The organism is Inquilinus sp. OTU3971 (assembly GCF_038440215.1).
Map to the genome: position 1 here is coordinate 1 of NZ_JASATH010000125.1, position 23,724 is coordinate 23,724.

General features: G+C 68.5%; 27 protein-coding genes. 12 read left to right on the forward strand and 15 right to left on the reverse strand.

The features are described from left to right. Window positions 1-113 precede the first annotated feature (113 nt). From AAHM41_RS26375 to pcaD, 8 genes are all read right to left on the reverse strand, one after another. The gene (locus AAHM41_RS26375) at window positions 114-1,466 is read right to left on the reverse strand and encodes a 3-carboxy-cis,cis-muconate cycloisomerase (RefSeq protein ID WP_342239580.1); all 1,353 of its coding nucleotides are present in this window, start codon (window positions 1,464-1,466) and stop codon (window positions 114-116) included. 174 nt (window positions 1,467-1,640) lie between these two features. After that, a complete protein-coding gene (pcaF, locus tag AAHM41_RS26380) occupies window positions 1,641-2,846 on the reverse strand; it encodes a 3-oxoadipyl-CoA thiolase (protein WP_342239581.1) in 1,206 nt (401 codons plus the stop codon). After that, the gene (locus AAHM41_RS26385) at window positions 2,843-3,622 is read right to left on the reverse strand and encodes a CoA-transferase subunit beta (protein WP_342239582.1); all 780 of its coding nucleotides are present in this window, start codon (window positions 3,620-3,622) and stop codon (window positions 2,843-2,845) included. The genes pcaF and AAHM41_RS26385 overlap by 4 nt, the downstream gene beginning before the upstream one ends. 150 nt (window positions 3,623-3,772) lie before the next feature. Continuing rightward, entirely contained in the window at window positions 3,773-4,630 is an 858-nt protein-coding gene (locus tag AAHM41_RS26390; protein WP_342239583.1) for a CoA transferase subunit A, read from the reverse strand. Window positions 4,631-4,638: 8 nt separating this feature from the next. Beyond that, window positions 4,639-5,214, reverse strand: coding sequence for a protocatechuate 3,4-dioxygenase subunit alpha (gene pcaG, locus AAHM41_RS26395; protein ID WP_342239584.1), 576 nt, complete (start codon window positions 5,212-5,214; stop codon window positions 4,639-4,641). Between the two features lie 2 nt (window positions 5,215-5,216). After that, window positions 5,217-5,915: a protocatechuate 3,4-dioxygenase subunit beta gene (gene pcaH, locus AAHM41_RS26400; protein WP_342239585.1), complete on the reverse strand. Its 699-nt coding sequence runs from the start codon at window positions 5,913-5,915 to the stop codon at window positions 5,217-5,219. Beyond that, on the reverse strand, window positions 5,912-6,310 hold the full coding sequence (pcaC, locus tag AAHM41_RS26405; protein ID WP_342239586.1) for a 4-carboxymuconolactone decarboxylase: 399 nt from the start codon (window positions 6,308-6,310) through the stop codon (window positions 5,912-5,914). The genes pcaH and pcaC overlap by 4 nt, the downstream gene beginning before the upstream one ends. Next, window positions 6,303-7,106, reverse strand: coding sequence for a 3-oxoadipate enol-lactonase (gene pcaD / locus AAHM41_RS26410; RefSeq protein WP_342239587.1), 804 nt, complete (start codon window positions 7,104-7,106; stop codon window positions 6,303-6,305). The genes pcaC and pcaD overlap by 8 nt, the downstream gene beginning before the upstream one ends. A 114-nt stretch (window positions 7,107-7,220) precedes the next feature. Between pcaD and pcaQ the strand changes: the two genes are divergently transcribed. From pcaQ to AAHM41_RS26460, 10 genes are all read left to right on the forward strand, one after another. Then, window positions 7,221-8,165: a pca operon transcription factor PcaQ gene (gene pcaQ, locus AAHM41_RS26415; protein ID WP_342239588.1), complete on the forward strand. Its 945-nt coding sequence runs from the start codon at window positions 7,221-7,223 to the stop codon at window positions 8,163-8,165. Window positions 8,166-8,292: 127 nt separating this feature from the next. Then, a complete protein-coding gene (locus tag AAHM41_RS26420; RefSeq protein ID WP_342239589.1) occupies window positions 8,293-9,693 on the forward strand; it encodes a selenium-binding protein SBP56-related protein in 1,401 nt (466 codons plus the stop codon). Between the two features lie 2 nt (window positions 9,694-9,695). Continuing rightward, window positions 9,696-10,349 carry a hypothetical protein gene (locus AAHM41_RS26425; RefSeq protein ID WP_342239590.1) on the forward strand — a complete coding sequence of 218 codons (654 nt, stop codon included), beginning with the start codon at window positions 9,696-9,698 and terminating at the stop codon, window positions 10,347-10,349. A 206-nt stretch (window positions 10,350-10,555) separates the two neighbouring features. After that, a complete protein-coding gene (locus tag AAHM41_RS26430; RefSeq protein WP_342239591.1) occupies window positions 10,556-11,830 on the forward strand; it encodes a multidrug effflux MFS transporter in 1,275 nt (424 codons plus the stop codon). Window positions 11,831-11,846: 16 nt separating this feature from the next. Continuing rightward, window positions 11,847-12,521, forward strand: coding sequence for an HAD family hydrolase (locus AAHM41_RS26435; RefSeq protein WP_034832708.1), 675 nt, complete (start codon window positions 11,847-11,849; stop codon window positions 12,519-12,521). Window positions 12,522-12,745: 224 nt separating this feature from the next. Next, on the forward strand, window positions 12,746-13,354 hold the full coding sequence (locus AAHM41_RS26440) for a helix-turn-helix transcriptional regulator (RefSeq protein WP_342239592.1): 609 nt from the start codon (window positions 12,746-12,748) through the stop codon (window positions 13,352-13,354). A 142-nt stretch (window positions 13,355-13,496) separates the two neighbouring features. Further along, entirely contained in the window at window positions 13,497-14,411 is a 915-nt protein-coding gene (locus AAHM41_RS26445; protein ID WP_342239593.1) for a metal ABC transporter substrate-binding protein, read from the forward strand. Further along, window positions 14,398-15,192, forward strand: coding sequence for a metal ABC transporter ATP-binding protein (locus AAHM41_RS26450; RefSeq protein WP_342239594.1), 795 nt, complete (start codon window positions 14,398-14,400; stop codon window positions 15,190-15,192). The genes AAHM41_RS26445 and AAHM41_RS26450 overlap by 14 nt, the downstream gene beginning before the upstream one ends. Next, window positions 15,189-16,052: a metal ABC transporter permease gene (locus AAHM41_RS26455; protein ID WP_342239595.1), complete on the forward strand. Its 864-nt coding sequence runs from the start codon at window positions 15,189-15,191 to the stop codon at window positions 16,050-16,052. Before AAHM41_RS26450 ends, AAHM41_RS26455 begins: the two co-directional genes overlap by 4 nt. After that, a complete protein-coding gene (locus tag AAHM41_RS26460; RefSeq protein ID WP_342239596.1) occupies window positions 16,049-16,927 on the forward strand; it encodes a metal ABC transporter permease in 879 nt (292 codons plus the stop codon). The genes AAHM41_RS26455 and AAHM41_RS26460 overlap by 4 nt, the downstream gene beginning before the upstream one ends. Before the next feature lie 117 nt (window positions 16,928-17,044). On the opposite strand, the gene AAHM41_RS26465 is transcribed toward AAHM41_RS26460, so the two are convergent. Then, window positions 17,045-17,257 carry a hypothetical protein gene (locus AAHM41_RS26465; protein WP_342239597.1) on the reverse strand — a complete coding sequence of 71 codons (213 nt, stop codon included), beginning with the start codon at window positions 17,255-17,257 and terminating at the stop codon, window positions 17,045-17,047. 263 nt (window positions 17,258-17,520) lie between these two features. Between AAHM41_RS26465 and AAHM41_RS26470 the strand changes: the two genes are divergently transcribed. Beyond that, window positions 17,521-18,462: an AEC family transporter gene (locus AAHM41_RS26470; protein ID WP_342239598.1), complete on the forward strand. Its 942-nt coding sequence runs from the start codon at window positions 17,521-17,523 to the stop codon at window positions 18,460-18,462. On the opposite strand, the gene AAHM41_RS26475 is transcribed toward AAHM41_RS26470, so the two are convergent. The 3 genes from AAHM41_RS26475 to AAHM41_RS26485 form a co-directional block, all read right to left on the reverse strand. Next, on the reverse strand, window positions 18,443-18,925 hold the full coding sequence (locus tag AAHM41_RS26475; protein ID WP_342239599.1) for an NUDIX hydrolase: 483 nt from the start codon (window positions 18,923-18,925) through the stop codon (window positions 18,443-18,445). The two genes, AAHM41_RS26470 and AAHM41_RS26475, sit on opposite strands and share 20 nt — an antisense overlap. A 50-nt stretch (window positions 18,926-18,975) precedes the next feature. Continuing rightward, window positions 18,976-19,290: a hypothetical protein gene (locus AAHM41_RS26480; RefSeq protein ID WP_342239600.1), complete on the reverse strand. Its 315-nt coding sequence runs from the start codon at window positions 19,288-19,290 to the stop codon at window positions 18,976-18,978. Between the two features lie 150 nt (window positions 19,291-19,440). Then, window positions 19,441-20,352 (reverse strand): phosphotransferase family protein, encoded by a 912-nt coding sequence (locus AAHM41_RS26485; RefSeq protein WP_342239601.1) that lies wholly within the window; start codon window positions 20,350-20,352, stop codon window positions 19,441-19,443. Window positions 20,353-20,620: 268 nt separating this feature from the next. Between AAHM41_RS26485 and AAHM41_RS26490 the strand changes: the two genes are divergently transcribed. Next, entirely contained in the window at window positions 20,621-20,956 is a 336-nt protein-coding gene (locus tag AAHM41_RS26490; RefSeq protein ID WP_342239602.1) for a hypothetical protein, read from the forward strand. Between the two features lie 107 nt (window positions 20,957-21,063). Here the strand turns inward: AAHM41_RS26490 and AAHM41_RS26495 are convergent, their stop codons facing one another. From AAHM41_RS26495 to AAHM41_RS26505, 3 genes are all read right to left on the reverse strand, one after another. Beyond that, window positions 21,064-21,654, reverse strand: coding sequence for a hypothetical protein (locus tag AAHM41_RS26495; protein WP_342239603.1), 591 nt, complete (start codon window positions 21,652-21,654; stop codon window positions 21,064-21,066). Window positions 21,655-21,836: 182 nt separating this feature from the next. Then, on the reverse strand, window positions 21,837-22,472 hold the full coding sequence (locus AAHM41_RS26500; RefSeq protein WP_342239604.1) for a hypothetical protein: 636 nt from the start codon (window positions 22,470-22,472) through the stop codon (window positions 21,837-21,839). After that, window positions 22,469-22,978 carry a hypothetical protein gene (locus tag AAHM41_RS26505; protein WP_342239605.1) on the reverse strand — a complete coding sequence of 170 codons (510 nt, stop codon included), beginning with the start codon at window positions 22,976-22,978 and terminating at the stop codon, window positions 22,469-22,471. Before AAHM41_RS26505 ends, AAHM41_RS26500 begins: the two co-directional genes overlap by 4 nt. Between the last annotated feature and the right edge of the window lie 746 nt (window positions 22,979-23,724).

The window sequence follows — 23,724 nt, forward strand, 5'->3', positions numbered from 1 at the left end:
GAGGGGAGGGGGGACTCATTTCTCTTTCGGTCGATGGCTTTGCGAACCTCCAAAATGGCCCGAGAGACGTTCTGAAAAGGTCTCGCAAGCGGGAGAGGCAACGCAATGAATTTTCAGGTCTTTCTCGCTGCCGCCAGCACCCGGTCGATGAAGGCATCCGCCGCGCCGAGGTGGCGGGCGGGGTCGCGCAGGGCGGGCCAGTCGATCGGTGCTTCGGAGGCTTCGGCCAGCAGGTCGAACAGATGGCGACCGGAGGCGGTGGCTTTCGCCGCCGCCTCCTTGACCAGGCGCTGCGCCTCGGGGCGCGGCATGTGGACGGCGAGGGCGAAGCTCGCCGCCTCGGCCAGCAGCAGGCCGTGCGACGCCTCGAACTGGTTCGCCATCCGGGCCGCGTCGACCGTCAGGCTGCCGGCCACGGCCAGGGCATGGCGCAGCGCCGCGCCCGTGGCGACCGCCATCTGCGGCAGGGCCAGCCACTCGACCGGCCAGGCGGCGCCGTCGCGCTCATGCTCGTGCAGCATCGCCTGCTGCAGCTGGCCGACCATGCCGGCGTTGAAGCGGGCCAGGGCGACCAGCGTCTCCGGCCCCACCGGATTCGATTTTTGCGGCATGGTAGACGACCCGCCGCCCGCGCCCGGCCGCACCTCCGCCACCTCGGTCTGGGCCAGGAGGATCAGGTCGCGGCCCAGCTTGCCGAGCGTGCCGGTGACCAGCGCCAGCCAGCCGGCGAATTCGGCGATGCCGTCGCGCTGGCTATGCCAGGGCATCGGCGGCACGGCGAGGTCGAGGATCTCGGCCAGCGCCGCCTCGACCTTGACGCCGTCCGCGCCCAGCGCCCCGAGCGTGCCGCTGGCACCGCCGAAGGAGAGCAGCAGCAGGCGGGGCTTCAGCTCCTGCAGACGGTCGCGGTCGCGCAGCAGCGGCGCCAGCCAGCCCGCTGCCTTGAGGCCGAAGGAGACCGGCGTCGCCTGCTGCGACCGGGTGCGGCCCGGCATCACCGTGGCGCGATGGGCGTCGGCGAGCCCGGCCAGCGCCTCGATCAACGCCGCCAGCCGGCCCTCCAGGACCGCGATCACCCGGCGCAGCCGCAGCACCAGCCCGGTGTCGAGGATGTCCTGGCTGGTGGCGCCCCAATGCACCGCCTGCGCCGCCTCTTCGCCCGCCGACGCCGCCACCGCCTGGCGCAGCGCCGCGACCAGGGCCGGCACCGGCACGCCGTCCTCCGCCGTCTTCGCGGCCAGCGCCGCTGGGTCGGGGATGAGGGCGCCGGCGGCCGCGGCGATGGCGCTGGCCGCCGCGGCCGGGATCACGCCGCAGCGCGCCTCGGCCTCGGCCAGCGCGCCCTCGACCCGCAGCATCGCCCGCAGCGCCGCGTGGTCGCTGAACAGGACGGCGGTCTCGGCGTCGGAGAGGAGCGGGCCGGTGAGGGCGGAATCGAAGGGCGAGACGGTCATGGCCTGCGGCACGATCTGGATCGGGAGGCGTATTGCCTCTCCCGCCTGGCGGGAGAGGTCGGGCTCGCGTCAGCGAGACCGGGTGAGGGCTGGCCCAGGCCTCGACAAAATCCCCTCACCCGGAGCCGCTTCGCGTCTCCGACCTCTCCCGCAAGCGGGAGAGGCAAAAACGAACTGTGCCGTCTCTTACACCGCTTCCAGCGCCAGGGCGATGCCCTGGCCGACGCCGATGCACATCGTGGCCAGGGCGCGGCGGCCAGCCCCGAGGCTCAGCTGCAGCGCCGCGGTGCCGGCGAGGCGGGCGCCGGACATGCCGAGGGGGTGGCCCAGCGCGATGGCGCCGCCATTCGGGTTCACCTGTGGCGCGTCGTCCGGCAGGCCGAGGTCGCGGGTCACCGCCAGGGCCTGGCTGGCGAAGGCCTCGTTCAGCTCGATCACGTCGAAATCGCCGATCGAGAGGCCGAGCCGCGCCAGCAGCTTGCGGCTGGCCGGGGAGGGGCCGAAGCCCATGATCCGCGGCTCGACGCCCGCCGTGGCGCCGCCGAGCACGCGGGCGATCGGGGTCAGGCCGTGGCGCGCCGCCCCGGCCTCCGACGCCACGATCAGCGCCGCGGCGCCGTCATTGACGCCCGAGGCGTTGCCGGCGGTGACGGTGCCGCCCTTGCGGAACGGGGTGGGCAGCGCCGCCAGCTTGTCCAGCGAGGTCTGGCGCGGATGCTCGTCGCGGTCGACCACCACCGGCTCGGCTTTCTTCTGCGGGATGGTGACCGGGACGATCTCGCGCGCCAGCCTGCCATTGGCCTGGGCGGCCAGAGCCTTCTGCTGGCTGCGCAGGGCGAAGGCGTCCTGGTCGGCACGGGTGACGCGGAACTGCTCGGCCACGTTCTCGCCGGTCTCCGGCATGGAATCGGTGCCGTACAGCTGCTCCATCCGCGGGTTGACGAAGCGCCAGCCGATGGTGGTGTCGTAGACCGCAGCCGCTCGAGCGAAGGCCGTTTCGGCCTTCGGCATGACAAACGGCGCGCGCGACATGCTCTCGGCGCCGCCGGCCAGCATCAGCTCGGCTTCGCCGGCCTTGATGGCGCGGGCGGCGATGGTGACGGCATCGAGGCCGGAGCCGCAGAGGCGGTTGATGGTCGAGCCGGGGATCCCGGCCGGCAGCCCGGCCAGCAGCAGGGCCATGCGGGCGAGGTTGCGGTTGTCCTCGCCAGCCTGGTTGGCGCAGCCGAGGACGACGTCGTCGACCGCCTCCCAGTCGACCTTGGTATGGCGCTCGACCAGCGCCTTGAGCGGGATCGCGGCGAGGTCGTCGGCGCGGACGGCGGACAGGGCGCCGGCATAGCGGCCGATCGGGGTGCGCAGATAGGCGCAGATATAGGCGTCGCGGCTCATGCGGCCTCTCCATGGGCGATGCGGGTGCGCTCTTTCAGGTCGCGCAGCGTCTTCAGCTCGAGCGCCGAGGGCGGCGGCGTTTCCTCGAGGTTGTCGGCGAAGCGGACGGTCCAGCCGCAGCTGTCCTGCACCTGCTCGCGGGTCGCGCCCGGATGCAGCGAGACCACGGTGAATTCCTTGGTCACGGGGTCGGGGCGCCAGACCGCGAGGTCGGTGACCAGCAGGGTCGGGCCCTTGGTGGTGACGCCGTACCGGGCGCGGTCGTCGCCGCCGGTGCCGTGGCCGAGCGAGGTGAAGAAGTCGATGGTCTCCACCATGCCGCGCTTGCTCTGCTTCATGGTGATGAAGATCTCGCCCGAGGATGTCGCGATCTCCGGCGCGCCGCCGCCGCCCGGCAGGCGGACCGAGGGCTTGTGGTAGTCGCCGATCACCGTGGTGTTGATGTTGCCGAAGCGGTCGAGCTGGGCAGCGCCGAGGAAGCCGATCGTGACCCGCCCGCCCTGCAGCCAGTAGCGGAACATCTCCGGCACCGAGACGGTGGTGACGGCGGTGTCGCACAGCTCGCCGTCGCCGATCGACAGCGGCAGCACCTCCGGCGCGGTGCCGATGGTGCCGGATTCGTAGATCAGGGTGATGTCCGGGGCGTGGGTCAGCCGCGCCACGTTGCAGGCGGCGGACGGCGCGCCGATGCCGACGAAGCAGACATCGTCGTTGCGCAGCGCCCGGGCCGCCGCGATGGTCATCATTTCGTCGGGGGTGAAGGTCTCTGTGGTCATCTCACACCGCCAAGTCCCGGAACACACCAAACCTGTCATGCCCGGGCTTGACCCGGGCATCCAGGGAATGTCGATGCCGCTCCGGGTGGCCCCTGGATCGCCGGGTCAAGCCCGGCGATGACAATAAGGGGGAAGGGCTTCCAATCACCGTCACGCCCTCCCGCTCAGCGTCGCGACCCGGCCGGCGAAGGCGTCAGGGCCGCTGTCGATCACGTTGGTCTGCATCCAGGCCAGGAAGGCGTCGCGGTCGGTCGCGATCCTGTCCCAGGCCAGGTAGAAGGCGTTGTCGCGCGGATAATAGCCATGGGCGTAGGACGGGTGGGCGCCGCCTGGCACATGGACGATCGAGGTCACGGTCCAGCGCGGCAGCACGCAGGCATTGGGGTGGATGTCGTCGAAGTCGTCGACGATCTCCTCCACCGTCACCACCGACCGCTTCGCCGCCAGCACCGCCTCCTTCTGCACGCCGACGATGCCCTCGATCAGCACGTCGCCGCGGCGGTTCGCCTTCTGGGCGTGGATGAAGGACACGTCCGGGCGGATCGCCGGTACGGCGGCCAGGGTCTCGCCGGTGAAGGGGCAGGTGACCGATTTGATGTTCGGGTTCACCTCGGCCAGGCCGGCGCCGCGATAGCCGCGGAACACGGCGCAGGGCAGGCCGGCGGCCCCGGCCTCATAGGCATTGGCCATGGCGGCGTGGGAGTGCTCCTCGATCTCGACCGGGTTCGGCCAGCCCTTCTCGACCGCGTCGCGCAGCCGGCGCAGCAGGCCGACGCCGGGGTTGCCGGCATAGGAGAAGACCAGCCTGGCCGCGCAGCCCATGCCGATCATCTGGTCATAAACCAGGTCGGGCGTCATCCGCACCAGGGTCAGGCCGCGCCTTCCCTGGCGGATCGCCTCATGCGCGGCGGCGTGCGGGATCAGATGGGTGAAGCCCTCGAAGGCCGCGGTGTCGCCGTCGTGGAGGTTGTCGGCGACGGCCTCGGCCAGGGTCTGGAATGTGGCCATGAACTCTCTCAGATCTCGAAGAAGACGGTCTCGCCGTCGCCCTGCATGCGGATGTCGAAGCGGTAGCGGCCGGGGCCGTCGGCCTGGGCGACCAGGGTGCCGCGGCGGGCCTCGGGCACCGCCAGCAGCACCGGGTCGCTCGCGTTGGCGGCCTCCTCCGGGAAGTAGATCCGGGTGTAGCAATGCACCAGCATGCCGCGCATGAAGACGATGACGCTGAGATGCGGTGCCTGGCCCGGCCCCGGCGCGCCCGGCCGGATGGTGTCGAAGACGAAGCGCCGCTCCGGATCCGTGCCGGTGCCGCAGCGGCCGAAGCCGGTGAACCCGTCATTGGCGGTGCGCTGCGGCCCCGGGAACACGCCCTTGGAATCCGCCTGCCAGATCTCGACCAGCGCGTCCTCGATCGGCTGGCTGGCGCCGTCCAGCACCCGGCCGCTGACGCGGATGCGCTCGCCCGGCACGGCGTCGCCGGCGATGGTGCCGTCGGCGATCTGCGGGAAGTCGTAGCCATATTGCCGCGGCGTCAACCCGTAGGCGAAGAAGGGGCCGACCGTCTGCGACCCGGTCTGGGGAAGCTTCGCCACGATCAGCCCTCCATCGGCGTCGCCAGGCGCCCGCGCAGCACGATGTCGAATTCGTAGCCGAGCGCGACTTCCGGCTCGGTGAGGTCGAGCTTGAAGGCCGCGATCAGGCGCTCGCGCCCGGCCGGGTCGGGGATGCTGTTGAACATCGGGTCCAGCGTGTGCAGCGGGTCGCCGGGGAAGTACATCTGCGTCACCAGCCTTGTGGCGAAGGCCGGGCCGAACAGCGAGAAATGGATGTGCTGCGGCCGCCAGGCGTTGGCATGGTTGCGCCAGGGATAGGCGCCCGGCGTGATGGTGAGGAAGCGGTAGCGGCCCTCGGCGTCGGTGACGCAGCGGCCGGCGCCCAGGAAGTTCGGGTCCAGCGGTGCGTCATGCTGGTCGGATTTGTGGATGTAGCGGCCGGCGGCGTTGGCCTGCCACAGCTCGACCAGCGTGTTCGCCACCGGCCGTGCATCCTCATCCAATACCCGACCGGTGACGATGATGCGCTCGCCCAGCGGCTCGCCATTGACCCGGCCGTTGCGGGTCAAATCGGCCTCGCCCGCCGGCGCCGCGGCGGCGGAGAAAGCCGGGCCCTGGTGCTCGGACAGCGCGCCGGTCAGCGGGATCAGCGTCTGCGACGGCGCGCGCAGCACGGTCGAGCGGTAGCCCTCGTAGAGATGGGGCGGATGGATGCGCCAGTCGCGCGGCTGGAAGCTCACTTCTTCTCCTCCCGGGCAACGCCGTCGCGTTCGGCGAAGACCTGCTTGGCGATGGCGAAGGCCGCGTTGGCCGCCGGCACGCCGGCATAGACCGCGACATGCAGCAGCGCCTCGCGGATGTCCTCCGGCGTGGCACCGGTGTTGGCGGTGGCGCGGATATGCATCGCCAGCTCCTCATGATGACCCAGCGCGGCCAGGAGGGCGATGGTCAGCATCGACCGCTCGCGATGGGTCAACTGCGGCCGGCTCCACACCCCGCCCCAGGCGCCGCGGGTGATGAACTCCTGGAACGGCGCGTCGAATTCGGTGGTGCGGGCCTGGGCGCGATCGACATGGGCGTCGCCCAGCACGGTGCGGCGCACCGCCATGCCCTGGTCGTGCAGCGGGTCAGCCATGCCCCACCTCCTTGTCGACTCCCTCCTCGATGAAACCGCGGATCAGCCCGGCCAGCAGCTCCGGCGCCTCGACGCAGGGCAGGTGACCGGCGCCGGGGATGTCCTGGTAGCGCGCGCCGGCGATCAGGGCGGCGAGGGACCGCACCAGCTCCGGCTTGGTGGCGATGTCCTCGGTGCCGCACAGGCACAGGGTCGGTACTGCAACGCCCTGCGCCGCCGCGGTCAGGTCGCCGTCGCGCAGGGCGGCGCAGGCGCGGATATAGCCGTCGGCCGGGGTGCGGCTGAGCATGTTGCGGGCGATCGCGACCAGATCCGGCTGCCGCGCCCGGAACCCGGCCGAGAACCAGCGCTCCATCGTCGCCTCGGCGATGCTGGCGACGCCGCCGGCCTCGACCCCGGCGATCCGCGCCTGCCAGGCCTCGGCGGTGCCGATCTTGTGGCCGGTGTCGCAGAGGATCAGCCGTCCGACCAGGTCCGGCCGCAGCTTGGCGAGGCCGAGCGCGATCATGCCGCCGATCGACAGGCCGACCACCGTCGCCCGGCCGATCCCGCTGGCATCCAGCAGCGCGGCGAGATCGGCGGCATGGGCCTCGATGCTGTCGCCGCCCTCGCTGCCGGACAGGCCGTGGCCGCGCTTGTCGTAGCGCAGGGTCCGATGATCGGAGAACTGGGGCACCACCGCATCCCAGATGCGGAAATCGGTGCCGACCGAGTTGATGAAGACCAGGGCGGGCGCGTCGCGCGGACCCCTGTCCTCGACATGCAGCACGATGCCGTTCGCCTTGACCGCGTCCATCCCTTGCCCTGGCTCGCTTCCTGCGGTTCGTCCCGCCATGATGCCGCACTGTGCGCGGCCAGGACAGTTATGTAAAATGAGGAATTCGCCGGAAAACATAACCTGGGGATTATGGTGCAGCGTGATGGTGCGGCGGCGATCGAGCGGCGGATCAAGCTCCGCCACCTGCAATGCTTCCTCGAGGCGGTGCGGCTGCGCAGCGTGGTGGCCGCGGCCGACGCGCTGGGGATCAGCCAGCCGGCGGTGTCGAAGACCCTGCGCGAGCTGGAGGAGGCGCTGGGCGCGCCGATGTTCGACCGCAGCCGCAAGGGCGTGGTGCTGACCCCGTTCGGCCGCACCTTCCTGCACCATGCCGGCACCAGCGTCACGGCGCTGCGCCAGGGCATCGAGAGCGTGGTGCGGGCCCGGGCGGCGGGAGAGGAGCTGCTGCGCGTCGGCGTGCTGCCGACCGTGGCCGGGCAGATGATGCCGGCGGCGCTGGAGCGGTTCCGCACCGCCTGCCCCGGCGTGGTGGTGCGGGTGGTGGACGGGCCGAACCAGATGCTGCTGGGCCAGCTGCGCGTCGGCGGGCTGGACCTGGTGCTCGGCCGGCTGGCGGAGCCGGAGCAGATGACCGGCCTGTCCTTCGAGCATCTCTATTCCGAGCGCATCGCCTTCGCCGTGCGGCCCGGCCATCCGCTGCTGTCGCGCCCGTCCCTGGCCATCCGCGACATCAGCGGCTTTCCGGTGATCGCGCCGCCGCCCGGCTCGGTGATCGGGCCGACGGTCGACAAGCTGCTGATCGCCGCCGGGGTGGGGGCACTGCCCAACCGGATCGAGAGCGTCTCGCCCACCTTCGGCCGCTCCTACACCCGCCGTACCGATACAGTCTGGATCATCTCGCGCGGCGCCGTGGCCCAGGATGTGGAGGAGGGCGTGCTGGCCGAGCTGCCGATCGACGACGGCGATTCCACCGGCCCGGTCGGGCTGACCATGCGAGCCGAGGTGCCGCCGACCGATGCCGGTCGGATCTTCATGGCCATGGTGCGCGACGCGGCGCGCGAGGTGCGGGGCGCCTGAATGAGGACAATGATCCGGCCCGGCGTCGGGCGCGCCCTGTGGTAGGCTCATTCCGTTCGGAAAGGGTGCCGAACCCGTGATGACGAGAGGCCGCCGCGTGCCTCGACTTCAGACAGGGAGACCGCCCATGGCCATGAGGCCCGACCCGACCTTCCACGCCTCGCCCAAGCTGGCGATGGAAGCCCCGCCCGAAGACTTCGCCTACACGCTGCTGCTCAGCCCGGACTTCTCGCAGCCCGACGCGCTGGCGGTGATCGACGTCAAGCCCGGCTCGCCGACCTACAGCCGGATCGTCCACACCGTGGCGATGCCGCACAAGGGCGACGAGTTCCATCATTTCGGCTGGAACGCCTGCTCCTCTTCCCTGTCGCCGCTGACCGGCCACGCCTTCCTGGAGCGGCGCTACCTGATCATCCCGGGCATCCGTTCGTCCCGGATCTATGTCGTGGACACCAAGCCCGACCCGACCCAGGCGAAGATCCACAAGGTGATCGAGCCGGAGGAGGTGTTCCGGAAGACCGGCTACTCCCGGCCGCACACCGTGCATTGCGGCCCGGACGGCATCTATGTCTCGACCCTCGGCGGCGGCGGGAAGGACGGCACCGACGGCCCGCCCGGCATCTTCATCATGGATTGCGAGACCTTCGACGTGCTGGGCCGCTGGGAGATCGACCGCGGGCCGCAGGAGCTGCACTACGATTTCTGGTGGAACCTGCCGCGCGACTACATGGTGAGCAGCGAATGGGGGCTGCCGCCGCAATTCGAGAACGGCATCGTGCCGGAGGACCTGCTGGCCAACAAATACGGCCACCGGGTGCATTTCTGGGACCTGCGGGCCCGGCGCAACGTCCAGACCATCGACCTCGGCGCCAACCACCAGATGGCGCTGGAGATCCGGCCGGCGCATGACCCGGCGAAGGAGTATGGCTTCCTCGGCGTCGTGGTCGACACCACCAACCTCGAAGGCTCGATCTGGACCTGGTGGCGCGAGGGCGGCCGGTTCCATATCGAGAAGACGGCGACGATCCCGCCCGAGCCGGCGGAGGCGGACCGGCTGCCGCCGCTGCTGAAGGGGTTCGGCGCGGTGCCGCCGCTGGTGTCGGACATCGACCTGTCGCTCGACGACCGCTTCCTCTACGTCTCCTGCTGGGGCACCGGCGAGATGCGGCAATACGATGTCAGGGAGCCCCGGAAGCCGAAGCTCGCCGGCTCGGTCAGCATCGGCGGCATCGACCGGCGCGCGCCGCATCCGAACGGCAAGGCCTATGCCGGCGGGCCGCAGATGGTCGAGATCAGCCGCGACGGCAAGCGGGTGTACTGGACCAACTCGCTGTACTCGACCTGGGACGACCAGTTCTATCCGGACGGCGTGCCGGGTGCCCAGGTGATGGCCCAGGCCGGGCCGGATGGCGGGCTGGAGCTGGCCAAGGACTACTGGGTCGAGTTCCCGAAGGGCTACCGGGCGCATCAGGTCCGGCTGCAGGGCGGCGACTGCTCGACCGATAGCTTCTGCTACCCCTCGGCCTGACGATGGCGGAGGCGGCCGGCCTGTGGCTGGCGGTGGTGGCGAGCGGCCTCTATCACGGGATCAATCCCGGGATGGGCTGGCCGCTTGCGGTCTCGGCCGGGCTGATGGAGCGCAGCCCGCGCGCCCTGGTGGCGGCGCTGGGGCCGCTCACCATCGGCCATCTGCTGGCAATGGCGGTGGTGATCCTGCCCTTCGCCCTGCTGGTGACGCTGGTGGCCTGGCAGCAGCCGATCCGGATCGGCGCCAGCCTGCTGGTGATCGGCTTCGGCGTGTTCCGCCTCCTGAACCGGCGCCACCCGCGGGCGCTGGCGCGGATCCGGCCAACCCAGCTGGGGCTCTGGGCCTTCGCCGTGGCGACGGCGCATGGCGCCGGGCTGATGCTGGTGCCGATCTATCTCGGCCTGTGCCGGGCGGCCGGCAGCGACCAGGCGGCCGGGACGCTGATCGGCGGCGACCTCGGCATGGGCGTGCTGGTCTCTGCCGTCCATTCCGTCGCCATGGTCGCGGCCGGCGGCGCCTTCGCCTGGCTGGTGTACCGGTATCTGGGGCTGAAGGCAGTGGCCCGCAGCTGGTTCAATCTCGACATCGTCTGGGCCGGCAGCCTGATCCTGGTCGGCGGCCTGTCGCTGGGGCTCGCGCTGCACGGCGGGATGTGACTCGATTCTCAGACCAAATGTGAAGACCCGCCCTTCCAGCGCGCGGCAGCGTTGCGCGACAAGCCCTTGTCCCGGATCGCGGTCTGGGCCGAAGCTTGACTCGTTTCTCATCATCCCCGCGGGGGCGGGCAGCGCTCGACCGGCACCACTGCCCGGGCGGCATGGCGCGGGCCGGGGCGTGCCGCGTGCAAGCGAGACCGGAGCGGATGTCGTTCGTCAGCAGGATCACCGGGGCCGGCAAGGCACCCGGCCGCGCCATGCCGGCGCCTGGCTTCGTCGAGTTCGTCGGCCTGATCGCCTTCATGATGGCGCTGATCTCGCTGTCGATCGACAACCTGCTGCCGGCCTTCGGCGCCATCCAGTCCGATCTCGGCATCGCCGACGCCAATTCGCTGCAATATGTGCTGACCGCCTACATGGCCGGCTTCGGGGTGATGCAGCTGGTCTACGGCCCGATTTCGGACGTGATCGGGCGGCGGCCGACGCTGATGATCGGGCTGACCATCTACACCTTCGGCAGCGTCCTGGCGATCGTCGCCCATGGCTTCGAATGGCTGCTGGTCGCGCGGGTGGTGCAGGGCATGGGCGCCGCCGCGGCGCGCGTGCTGACCGTCACCATCGTGCGCGACCGCTACTCCGGCCGCGAGATGGCGCGGGTGATGTCGCTGACCATGATGGTGTTCATCATCGTGCCGATCCTCGCCCCGGCGATCGGCCAGGGCTTCCTGTTCCTCGGCGGCTGGCACGCGATCTTCGTCAGCATGCTGGTGCTGGCCCTGGTGCAGATCGTCTGGTTCAACCTGCGCATGCCCGAGACGCTGCATCCGGAATATCGCAAGCGGTTCTCGCCGTCCCAGATCGCCGGCGCCGCCCGGCGCTGCGTCACCACCCGGGTGTCGATCGGCTATGCCACCGCCATGGGGCTGATGATGGGGGCGCTGATGTCCTATCTCGGCTCGTCCCAGGCGATCTTCGAGACCGATGTCTACGCCCTCGGCACCCTGTTCCCGATGGCCTTCGGGCTGATCGCGGCGGTGATGGGCTTCGCCTCCTTCCTCAACTCCCGGCTGGTGCGCCGGCTGGGCATGCGGCGCCTGTCGCACACCGGCATCCTGGGCTTCGTTGCCATCGGCGCGCTGCAGGTGGTGTTCGCCTTCGCCTTCGGCGGCAAGCCGCCCTTGTTCCTGTTCGGCGTGGTGCTGGCCGCCAACATGTTCCTGTTCAGCCTGACCGTGCCGAACTTCAACGCCATGGCGATGGAGCCGCTGGGCGACGTCGCCGGCACCGCCTCCTCGGTGTTCGGCAGCTACACCACGATCGTCAGCGCGGTGCTGGGCGCCGTCGTCGGCCAGGCCTTCGACGGCACGGTGGTGCCACTGGCCTTCGGCTATTTCGGCCTCGGCCTCCTCGCCCTGCTGATCGTGCTGTGGACCGAGCGCGGCCGGCTGTTCGTGCCGCACCATCCCGACCCCGTCCGCTGAACCAGGAGACCATGAGATGCGCCAGCAGACCTCGTTCCTGTTCGACCTCGACGGCACGCTGGTCGACAGCGTCTACCACCACGTCATGGCCTGGCGCGAGGCGCTGGATGCCGAGGGCATCGAGCTGTCGGTCTGGCGCATCCACCGCAAGATCGGCATGAGCGGCGGGCTGTTCACCAACATGCTGCTGCGCGAGACCGGCCTGGACATCAGCGACGAGCGGGTCGAGCGGCTGCGCCGTCGCCACGCCGAGGCCTATAACCGCCATTCCGAGCAGAGCGTGCCGCTGCCCGGCGCGCGTGAGCTGCTGGCCTGGCTGACCGAGGCCGGCATCCCCTGGGCCATCGCCACCAGCGGCCGGATGGAGACGGCGCGGCCGGTCTTGGAGAATCTCGGCGTCGATTTCGACAAGGTCCCGGTCGTCACCCGCGACCTGGTGAAATACGCCAAGCCCGACCCCGACCTGTTCCTGGCCGCGGCCGAGAAGCTGGGCGTGCCGATCGAGCGCGCCCATGTCGTCGGCGACAGCGTCTGGGACATGCTGGCGGCGCAGCGGGCGCGGGCGCTGGGCATCGGCTTCCTGTCGGGCGGCTACGGCCAGGACGAGCTGGAGCGCGCCGGCGCCTACCGTGTCTTCGAGGACCCGGCCGACATGCTGCTGCATATCGACGAGGTCGGCGGCAGACGCTGAGATCGTCTGATACTGCTACTGGCGCGGCCGTCTGACGGCGGACTCGAAGCTTCCGGTGCTCACGCACCAAACGTGCGCTGCGCTCCGGTTCTCGAAACCACCGCCAGCCGACTCACGCCAGCGCAGTCTCAGGCGATCTCAGGGTCGCGCGTAAGCGATCCGTAAGCCGGGGCCGGTCAGGATTCCGTCAGCCGCAACGGGCGGCGGGACCTGGAGGCATCGACATGCTGGCATTGCTCGACGAACCGGGCCTGGAGCGGGACGACGTGCTCGGGGCGCTGGACCGGCTGGCCCATGGCGTGGCGCTGGTAGCGCCCGGCGGGCGCGTCCTGTTCCTGAACGGCGCGGCGGAGGACATTGTCGGCGCCCGCGACGGGCTGGCGATCGGCCCGGGCCGGGTGCTGCGGCTGGGGCGGCCGGCCGAGGACGCGGCGTTGCAGCGGCTGATCGCGCAGGCTCAGCCGGGCTGCCTCGCCGTCAGCCGGCCCTCGGGTGCGCGGTCCTATGCGGTGCAGGTGGCGCCGCTCGGCTCCGTGCTGCGGCCGGCGGACCGGCCCCCGGCGCCGGCGCTGCTGCTGATCCTCGACCCCGATTCCGGGCCGGAGCCGCGGCCGGCGACGCTGCAGCGCCTGTACGGCCTGACCGCCGCCGAGGCGCGGGTGGCGCTGCTGACCCTGCGCGGCGCCGGGCTGCGGCCGATCGCCGACGAGCTGTCGGTCTCCGTCTCCACCGTCCGCATCCACCTGCAGCGCGTGTTCGAGAAGACCGGCACGCATCGCCAGGCCGCCCTGGTGCGGCTGCTGCTGGGTGCCGGGCTGGTCGCAGGAGGATAAGACCGTTCCGCCTCGCCAAGCCCGGGCATCAAGACGAAGCTCATGAGCCTCTATTAAGCTCGCATTTCAAAATTTAGCTTGAGCTACATTTGAATCGGTGCGAGGGATTCGCGTCGGGATGGCGATGCGAAGGAAGAAGCTCATGGCGAGGTCGAAGATCCGGGGCGTACTGGCGGCGGCGCTGGCACTGGCGGGCGTGCTGGCGGCCGGGAGTGCCTGGGCGGAAGGGGCGCGGCCGAAGCGCATCGTCACCACCTTCACCATCCTGCAGGACATGGCCCAGCAGGTGGCCGGCAATGCGGCGATCGTCGAATCGATCACCAAGCCGGGGGCGGAGATCCACGACTACGACCCGACGCCGCTCGACGTGGTCAAGGCGCAGGACGCCGACCTGGTGCTGTGGAACGGCCTGGGCCTCGAGCGCTGGTTCGAGAAGTTCTTCCAGGGTGTCAAGGACGTGCCGAGCGTGGTGGTGACCGACGGCATCCAGCCGGTGTCGATCACCGAAGGCCCCTACACCGACAAGCCGAACCCGCACAGCTGGATGTCGCCGGCCAATGCGGTCGTCTATGTCGAGAACATCAGGAAGGCGCTGGTCGCGCTCGACCCGGCCAACGCCGCCACCTACGACCGCAACGCCGCCGCCTACACCGCCGAGCTGAAGGCGCTGGACGCGCCGATCCGCGAGGCGCTGGCGAAGATCCCGGCCGACCAGCGCATGCTGGTCAGCTGCGAGGGCGCCTTCTCCTACCTCGCCCGCGACTACGGGCTGAAGGAAGGCTACCTTTGGGCCGTCAACGCCGACGAGGAGGGCACGCCGCAGCAGATCCGCAAGGTGATCGACACGGTGCGCCGCGACCATGTGCCGGTGGTGTTCTGCGAGAGCACGGTCAACGACAAGGCGATGCGACAGGTGGCGCAGGAGACCGGCGCCCGCTTCGGCGGCACGCTGTATGTCGACAGCCTGACCACGGATGACGGGCCGGCGCCGACCTATCTGGCCATGCTGCGCTACAACGCCAAGCTGATCCAGGACGGCTTCAATGTCGGCCAGTGACGCCCCGTCGATCGCCGTCTCCGGCGTCACCGTCCGCTACCGCGCCGGCAACGTCGCGCTGAGCGACGTGTCGCTGATGCTGGACCGGCCCAGCATCTGCGGCCTGATCGGCATGAACGGCAGCGGCAAGTCGACCCTGTTCAAGGCGATCATGGGCTTCGTCACGCCGGCTGCCGGCTCGGTCTCGATCTGCGGCCGGCCGGTGGCCTGGGCGCAGAAGGCCAACATCGTCGCCTATGTGCCGCAGACCGAGGAGGTCGACTGGAGCTTCCCGGTCTCGGTCCGCGACGTGGTGATGATGGGGCGGCAGGGGCGGATGGGATTCCTGCGCATCCCCTCGGCCGCCGACCGCGCGGCGGTGGCGGCCAGCCTGGAGCGGGTGGGGATGCAGGATTTCGCCGGCCGCCAGATCGGCGAACTGTCCGGCGGCCAGCGCAAGCGGGTGTTCCTGGCCCGGGCGCTGGCGCAGGAGGCGCGGATCATCCTGCTGGACGAGCCCTTCACCGGCGTCGACGTCAAGACCGAGCGCGCCATCACCGGCATCCTGGCGGGGCTGCGCGACGCCGGCCATTTGATCCTGGTGTCGACCCACAACCTGGCGAGCGTGCCGGAGTTCTGCGACCAGGCGGCGCTGATCCACCGCAGCCTGGTCGCCTTCGGCCCGGTCGAGGCGGTGTTCACCGCCGACAACCTGGCCCGCACCTTCGGCGGCGCGCTGCACCAACTGCCCTTCGGCCTGACCGGCGTGGCCGAGCCCCGGCTGCTGCGGGCGGCGGGATGACCGGGCTGCTCGACCTGCTGGCCGAGCCCTTCGGCTACCAGTTCATGGTCAAGGCCATCCTCGGCGGCGGCGCGGTCGGGGCGGTCTGCGCCGTGCTGTCCTGCTTCGTCACGCTGAAGGGGTGGTCGCTGCTGGGCGACGCGCTGTCCCATGCCGTGGTGCCGGGCGTCGCCATCGCCTATCTGGCGGGCGCGCCCTTCCTGCTCGGCGCCGTGCTGTCCGGCCTGTTCGCGGTGCTCGGCATCGGCGCGATCGAGCGCGCCACCCGGCTGCGCAGCGATGCGGTGATCGGCGTCGTCTTCACCGCCTTCTTCGCCCTCGGGCTGCTGCTGATCTCGCTCTATCCCAGCAACCTGCGGCTGACCACGATCCTGTTCGGCAACCTGCTGGGCATCGCCGATGCCGATCTGTGGCAGCTCTTCGCCGTCGGCGCCGGCTGCCTCTTGGTGGTCGCGGTCAAGTGGAAGGACCTGCTGCTGTACTGCTTCGACGCGCAGCACGCCCGCGCCATCGGCCTGCCGACCGGGCGGCTGCACCTGCTGCTGCTCGGCCTCTTGTCGCTGACCGCGGTGGCGGCGCTGCAGGCGGTCGGGGCTCTGCTGGTCGTCGCCATGCTGATCACCCCCGGCGCCACCGCCCATCTGCTGACCGACCGCTTCCCGCGCATGCTGGTCCTGGCCGCGGCAATGGGGGCGGTGACGGCGATGGCCGGCGCCTATGCCAGCTATTTCCTCGACGGCTCGACCGGCGGGCTGATCGTGCTGGCCCAGACCGCCCTGTTCCTGCTGGCGCTGGCCCTGGCGCCGAAGCACGGTCTGCTGCGGCGGGCGACGGCCGTGACCGAGGAGGCCGCGCCGTGACCGCCCTCCTGTCCCTGCTCGAGGCCGCGGCCGAGCCGCTGCGGCACGGCTTCATGGTCGAGGCGATGCTGATCGCCGCCTTCGTCGGCACGGTCTGCGCCGTCCTATCCTGCTTCGTGGTGCTGAAGGGCTGGGCGCTGGTCGGCGACGCGGTCTCGCACGCCGTGCTGCCCGGCATCATCCTGGCCTATGTCGCCGGGCTGCCGATGTCGCTCGGCGCCGTCGCCAGCGGCATGGCCTGCGTGCTGTCGGCCGGGGCGATCGAGGCGCGCTGCCGGGTCAAGAGCGACGCCGTGCTCGGCATCGCCTTCACCGGCTTCCTGGCGCTCGGCATGGTGCTGCTGGTGGCGACGCCGAGCGATATCCACTTCATGCATGTGCTGTTCGGCAACCTGTTGGGCATCGAGCCGGCGGACAAGATCCAGACCCTTGCGGTCGGCTCGGTCACGCTCGTGGCCGTGCTGCTGCTGCGCAAGGACCTGATCCTGTTCTGCTTCGACCCCGGCCAGGCCCGGGTGATGGGGATCTCGCCGCGGCGGCTGGAGCTGATCCTGCTGGCCCTGGTCGCCGCCACCATCGTCGCGGCGCTGCAGGCGGTGGGCGTGGTGCTGGTGATGGCGATGCTGGTGACGCCGGGCTGCATCGGCCTGCTGCTGGCCGACCGCTTCGGCCGGGTGATGGCGGCGGCGGTCGGCTCGGCGGTGCTGTCGAGCGTGCTCGGCACCCTGCTCAGCTTCTGGCTCGACGGCGCCACCGGCCCGACGATCGTCGTGGTCCAGGCGCTGCTGTTCGCGCTGGCCTTCCTGTTCGCGCCGAAGAAGGGCCTGCTGCGGTCGCCAATCCGCAGGACCGCGCCGACATCATCGCCGACCTGACGTCGGTGCCCTGAGTCGCAAAAAAAGGGCCGGCTTTCGGGCCGGCCCAGGGTGCGGACCATCATCTCCTGCGCAGGCGCCTCAGCGCCGGCAAGGAGCGTTGCTCTGAGACATGGGTCAGCGGTCTGGTCTCCTGGAGCGAGTCCAGCCGGTGAAGGGGCCGCCCGTTTTGCCGCCCGACTTCGCGATGGCCTCGGAGGTCAGGCTCGTCGACAGCAGAATCGTCACCGCGGGTGGCGTGATCACCGCAAACCGCCCGCATTTCGACAGGAAGTCGCGCCGGTTCTGATCCGATCTGTCCGGTCCGCGTGGTTCGGAGGGAGCATCCATGGTGTCGGCCCCTATGCAACGTCTTCGTATGGAATCGTATGCGTTGCGAGCCGTCTCCACCAAGAGAGCCTTTCCGGCGAGTCCGAATCCTTCGTTCATCGCATGCCCTTTCTCCGGAGGGCTGGATATGGCTCCTAGGAGATAAGTCGGAGGGTGTAGGGGCGGTCATCGGCAACCACCGACATGTGCCACCCGCGACACCGCCCGGCGCGATATGCTGCGCTGTGGGGGCGCACCGCGCCCGATCGGGGGAGCAGATCCAGATGGGCGTCGCCAACCTGGTTCTTCCCGTGTTCGCGATCATCGTCACCGGCTGGCTGGCCGGCTGGTCCGGCTATGTCTCGCGGTCGCTGGCCGACGGGCTGGTGCATTTCGCCTACAACGTCGCGATGCCGGCGTTGCTGGTCGTCACCATCGCGCAGGAGCCGGCGCGCAACCTCCTGGAATGGCGCTTCCTGCTGGCCTTCGGCGGCGGCTCCCTCCTGTGCTTCGCGCTGGTGTTCCTGGTCGTCCGCGCCGCGTGGGGGCGGGGTCTCGCCAGCAGCACGATCCACGGCATGGCCGCGGCGATGACCAACACCGGCTTCGTGGCGCTGCCGATCCTGCATTCGATCTACGGCCAGCCCGCCGTCCTGCCCGCCGCTATCGCCACCGTGTTCGTGGCGGGGGTGATGTTCCCGGCGGCCGTCATCCTCCTGGAACGCGAGCGGCACGGCGGGCGGTCGGTGCGCCCGGCCGCCCTGGCGCGGCAGATCCTGCTCAACCCGATGGTGCTCTCCACCCTGGTCGGCCTGGCCTGGGCGATCGCGGGCCTGCCGATCCCGGCCCCGGTCGCGGCCTATCTCGCCATCTTCGCGGCCGCGCTGACGCCCTGCGCGCTCTTCGCCATCGGGCTCGGCCTGTCGGTCGCGGGGCTGCGCTCGAACCTCCGGACCTCCGTGCTGCTCGCGGCGGTGAAGCTGGTGCTCATGCCGCTGATCGTCTACGGCCTGTGCCTGGCGACAGGCCTCGGCCCGCTCTACACCATCGCCGCCGTGGTCTGCGCCGCGGTGCCGACCGCGAAGACGGTGTACATCCTGGCCGGCGAGTACAAGGTGGAGGAACCGCTGGTCGCCGCCACGGTCTCGATCACGACGCTGCTGTCGGTGCCGACTCTGCTGATCTGGCTCACGGCGCTGTCCGGGCCTACGGTGCGGGCGGGGTAAGGCGTGGATGGATCAGGAGCCAGCGGCTCGGCTCCCGGTCCACGAACTCCTGCTCGACATGGCGCAGGACGTGGCGCTGGCCCGCGAAGGGCACCATCCCGGCCGCCTCGTCGAAGCCGACCCAGCGGAATTCGCTGTGCTCCGGGTTCAGCCGCACGCCGGCGTCCGCGGCCGCAATGCCGACGAAGACCGGCAGCAGGCTGATGGCGTCGCGATCCGCCTCGTAGAACTGCTCGCAGATATCGGCTGAGTACAACTGGTGCAGCACCAGACCGGTTTCCTCCCGGGTTTCGCGCAGCGCCGCTTGCCACGCGGTCTCGCCGGGCTCGATGGCGCCGGCGATCTGGCACCATTCGCCCGCCAGCGACCGGGTGCGGCGCAGCAGCAGCACCTCGGGGCCGGTCGCGGCATGCCGGATGACGACGACGGAGACGGCAAAGCTCCGGATCGGGATCTCCTGCATTCGGCCTCGCTTTGGTACGTCCGAGGGCTCAAGCCATGCTGCGGCTGTCCTCAGAGCACGAGCGCAAATATTACGACCATCATGACGAGCATGGCGGGGATGGTGGCTAAAATAAGAAGCAGGGATTTGAGCGTCTGTTTTAAATTGAATGGCACTGGCCTGATCAATTGGCGGTGTCTGTACGAAAGGTACAGGCTTATCAGGAGAAAGAGGATGGCCAGCGCGGCGGGGATATGGAATCCAAGATCCGGCTTGGTGAACGGAAACCATTCGGGAAGAGTGATGTGCCGATAGAATATGAAAAATGCGTAGGGGATCAGGGCGATGATCGCGCCGAACCGATATCGGCTGAAGGTAGTGTCCACCAGATAATCTCCTTGCGATCGCGCGGATGCCGGGCGCACCGGCCGGACAATCCGCCCTATCGAAAATCACTCGTGCAAACGCGGTTCTGCTCTACCCGTGATTGCATCAGCGCCCGCCGGGCGCGTCAATCGGAGGATGCGACCTCATCCCTATCCGCCGACGGCCGCCAGCGCCCGGCCAGTGAAGGCGCGGTGCCGCTGCCGCAGGCGGCGCTCGGCCTCCGGCTCCAGGCCCCAGCCGGGCAGGTCGGCGATCGGGCGCAGCGCCGCCCACAGCTCCCAGAGGGGGAGGGCCGTCGTATCGATTTCGGACAAAGCCAGGTAATGGCGGGTGAGGATGGCCATGGCGTCCTCGCCGAGGGCGATGGACAGTTCCAGCCGGGCATTGGCCAGGTCGGCCAGCGGGTCGCCGACGGCCGCATCCTCCCAATCGATCACCGCCCGCAGCCGGCCATGGCGCCACAGCAGGTTGCCGGGCCAGACATCGCCATGCAGCAGCACCGGCGGGTTGCGGCGGGGCGGGGGCCAGGTCGCGGCCAAGGCGGCGCGCAGGCGGGATTCGGCCAGGGTCTCGTCCGGCTCGGGCCGGGGCTGGGCGATCAGCGTGGCGCCCTGGTCCTCCTGAAGCGGCAGGAACGGCACCGCCGAGGCCGGCACGCGGTGGATCGCGGCCAGCGCTTCGGCCAGCTGGCGCATGTGGTCGTCGAGCTCGACCGGGACGTCCGCCGCGTCGCCATCGACGAAGCTCTGCAGCAGCCAGGGCGTGGGCAGCAGGGTGCCGCTCGCATCCAGATGCAGCGGCGCCGGGGCGGGCACGCCGGCCGCCTGCAGTGCCTGCAGCACCTGGAACTCATGCGCCGCGACCTCCGGGTCCCGGGCCAGGTCCGCGGCGCCGTGCCGGCGCAGCACCAGGGTCTCGACCCTTCCGTCCGGATGCGTGACCTCCAGCGCCGTCACCTGGGCCGAGACGCCGCCGGCCAGGGGGCGGGCGGCGAGCAGGCGGGCACCGGGATGGAGGCGGTGGACGACATCGAGATATTGGGGCTGGCCGGAAATCGTCATGCTCCCATGGCGTGCATCCTTCGATCTCCCGCGCTCTGCGCGGATCGGCCGAAGAAATGGCCGAAATGTCGAGAGAGGGAAGGTCGAGGTTTGATGCGGCGTTGCTTCATGCCGCCCTGTCTTATAAGAGGGAATTGAGTCCTGTCATTTCTGGAATTTGGGGGATTCCATGAAAATTGAAGGCAATTCGGTGCGGCCGCCCGGCGACATGGTCCGGCCGCGACCCATCATTCGGCAGGGCGGAGAGACGAGGGGGCTGCGAAAGCGGATGGCGACCCTCGCCCTCCTGACGCTGGCCGGCTGCACCACCTGGGTTCGCCCGGGGGCGACGCCGGAGCAGGCGGATGCCGCCCTGACGCTGTGCCGGGCCCGATCCATCGGGCAGTTGCCGCCGGACATGGTGACGGTGATGACCAGCGAGGGGCACTACACCGACACCAAGGAGAAGTGCAAGGAGAGGCACGGCAACTTCTCCTGCAAGACCACGGGCGGCACCTATGTTCAGCCGAACTACGAGACCCGGGACCAGAACGACGCCCCCCGCGAAACGCTGATCGATGCCTGCATGATCAAGGGCGGCTGGACCAAGAAGTCGGACTTCTGAGCGAGCCGTTCGCGGCGGCGTGCGGAGAGCGAGGCCCCGCGGCAGGAAGGGCGCGGGCAGGATGGTGCCGCTTCTGTCCAGGCGCAGCGGCGCCGGATCGCGACGATCTACCGGCCCAGCGCGATGGCCGAGCCGGTGAAGGGCACCACCAGGGTGAAGCCTTGCGGCGTGGGCTGGACCGGCGCGCCGGCGGCGGTGCCGAACTGGGTGACGCCCTGGCCGAGATGCTCGGCGACGTCGTGGCGGCCGCCGGCGAAGTCGAAGGGCGTGCTCTCGACCAGCCGGGCGGAGAACACGTTGGTGCCGACCAGCGGCACCGCCGTCGTACCGTCGGGCTGGGTGACGGTGGTGCCGACCACCAGGCTGGCGCGGCGGAAGGTGGCGATGCAGTCGCCCCGGGCGAAGGAGGCCGGGTCGTCGAAGGTCCCTTCCGGCCGGCGCTGCAGGTAGATCGAGAACTCCCCGACCGGATCGACCCCGAGCTGCAGCCCGCCATTGGCGACGCCGTGCGCCTGGAACGGCCGGGCGGCGAAGGTGAAGTGGGCGGTGCCCTCGCCGCGCGGGCCCTCGAACAGCGGCACGTCGAGGAAAGGCAGGTGCAGGAAATAGCCGTAATCCGCCACCGGGCCGTCCGGCTCGGCCTGGTAGAAGCGTCCGGTGACGTACCAGGCGAGCTCGGCGGGGAGGAGGGAGGGCATGAAGTGGTCTTTCGGCTAGAGACGCGCGCTCGGAGACATAGCACGAGTGAAATCGGCGCGGGCATATGGCGCTGATATCGGAGACTGAGCGCTGCTAGGCGCTTCGCGCTGTCAAATCAAGCCACATTGGCGATATTAATATAGAACCTTAATGATAGTTGTCCATTTGGGCTGTTATAATTCTACAACACGGCCTGCTCGATTGTCTCCAGAACCCGTGCATGCTTTTCTGTCGCCAAAGGTGCGTTTGAAAAATATAGGTTTGAATCAAACGGTTGATCTGCTCGCCGTTCTAAACGAAACGGTCGGTCACTGCCGTCCTGCGCATTCTGAAATTGTATACCAGATACCTGGAACTTCCGGTTTTCTCCTTCAAAGAAAGAATCCAAAAGTGCAGAGACTTTCTCAAATTGGAAGAAAGCTGCGCCGAATTTTGAGGTTATTTCAACTTCGAGAGTGCTACTGTATAGGGGTGGAAGTGGAAGTGGTTCGAGATTAAGTTTCGCTTCCTCCCCTAACCAATTGACAACGTCCTCAATAAAATTTTCGCAGATGTCAGTTCCATTTTTTGATTCTGCAAGAACGCCGTTTGAATAAATTTGAAGTCTATCTATAATTACTCCTTCTTCAAAAAAACCATGTAAAAAGGTAATTCCGTTGTCGATATCGAAATCTTTTACCATCTTTGGCCCCTCGAAAAAGCCGTACCTATTCTCAAGGGCGTTCGTCAGGCCCTTTCCAAACAAGGTTTTCCCCCATTCTTGAGTGAGTCGAACAAATCGAATTGTTCGGCTATCAAGTATTTTGTTTATTCTCATTGGTTGGCCATTCTTTCCGCGCGATTTGACGGAGCGCCATCCCTTCGCAGGGACATCTCGGCTGGTCGTGTGGACGGAGCTTTTCTGGTTGCGGGCTCTGATCTTGTTTTTTCCAGCGGGTTCTGAGTCGACTGATTGGTGACTTGGTCCTCCTCGATAGCAGACGTGGCCCAGAATGGCAGGGCGTAGTTGCGATCAGGCCTTCCGGCCACAGGAGTAGACCTGGGCTCAAGCTCCTCCGCGGCAATGCCGATCAGCAAGTCGCTAACTGTTTCAAGGGTCCAGTTTCCTGGTGCACCGAGAAGTCTATTAACAACCTCGGGTTTCTTGCCGATGCGCCTAGCAAGTTTTGCCTTGGTGAGGCCATCGTTTTCTTCTTTTTCTAGGAATTTTTTCAAAACATGTGTATACAATTTGTTCTTCAGGCGCGCCTGGAAGTAGGCGAGTTTGCCCGAAGGAATGGGGATGTCCCCCGCATCTTCGATTTCAGACAGAAAAGAATTCATCCGAGACGTAGTCACCGCAGGTCTCTCCGTGCACAGGCTGGTATTCGGGAAAAAGCTGGTCCCATCGATCCTGGCATTCGAGGATAGCAAGGTCCCATTCGTGCGAGTTTTTTGGCGAACCAAGCGGTCTGCTGGGGAGCCAAGGCACCCTAACCGAGCGTGGGGCGAGATTGAGCGCGATAAAGACGTCGACCTCTGCGAAGCGTCCAAAGATTCTCAGGCCAGGGTCCGGATCGCGGCTACGAATGTCCCACACTTCATCGGTGGGCTTGTCAAGGCGCCCCATGAATGCAGTCTTGTGGCGATGAGGGACGAGGCACATGCCGACAAGGCCCCCAGTCACAAAATGCTCGAGGTCCGCCCGAAGGCGGCCACAACGCCTCTCCATTGCTTCCTCGGTCCATGGGCCTACCAATAGCGAGTTAATCTCAGGCGAGACGAAAAGTGTACGCTCGACAGGATCGCTGCGGAGCGCTGGTTCCACGGCGAACAGCCGTCCCGAAGCGAGGTGTTTGCGTATTTCGTCCCGTATTGACATATAAGTCAATCAGATTCGAATTTCAACTGTTTGGCGCGCCAGCTTCCCCTCCGAATCTCAAACAACCTTGAAATAATGTTAAACTTGTAACGCTGATAAAGTTCCTTTTACTGATACAGAGGCCTCGCTTCCAGACACATTTATCCAAACGCAGAGGAAATGCGTGGGGCTCCGCGTCTTGAACGGACGCTATCAAGGGCCGCCAGCT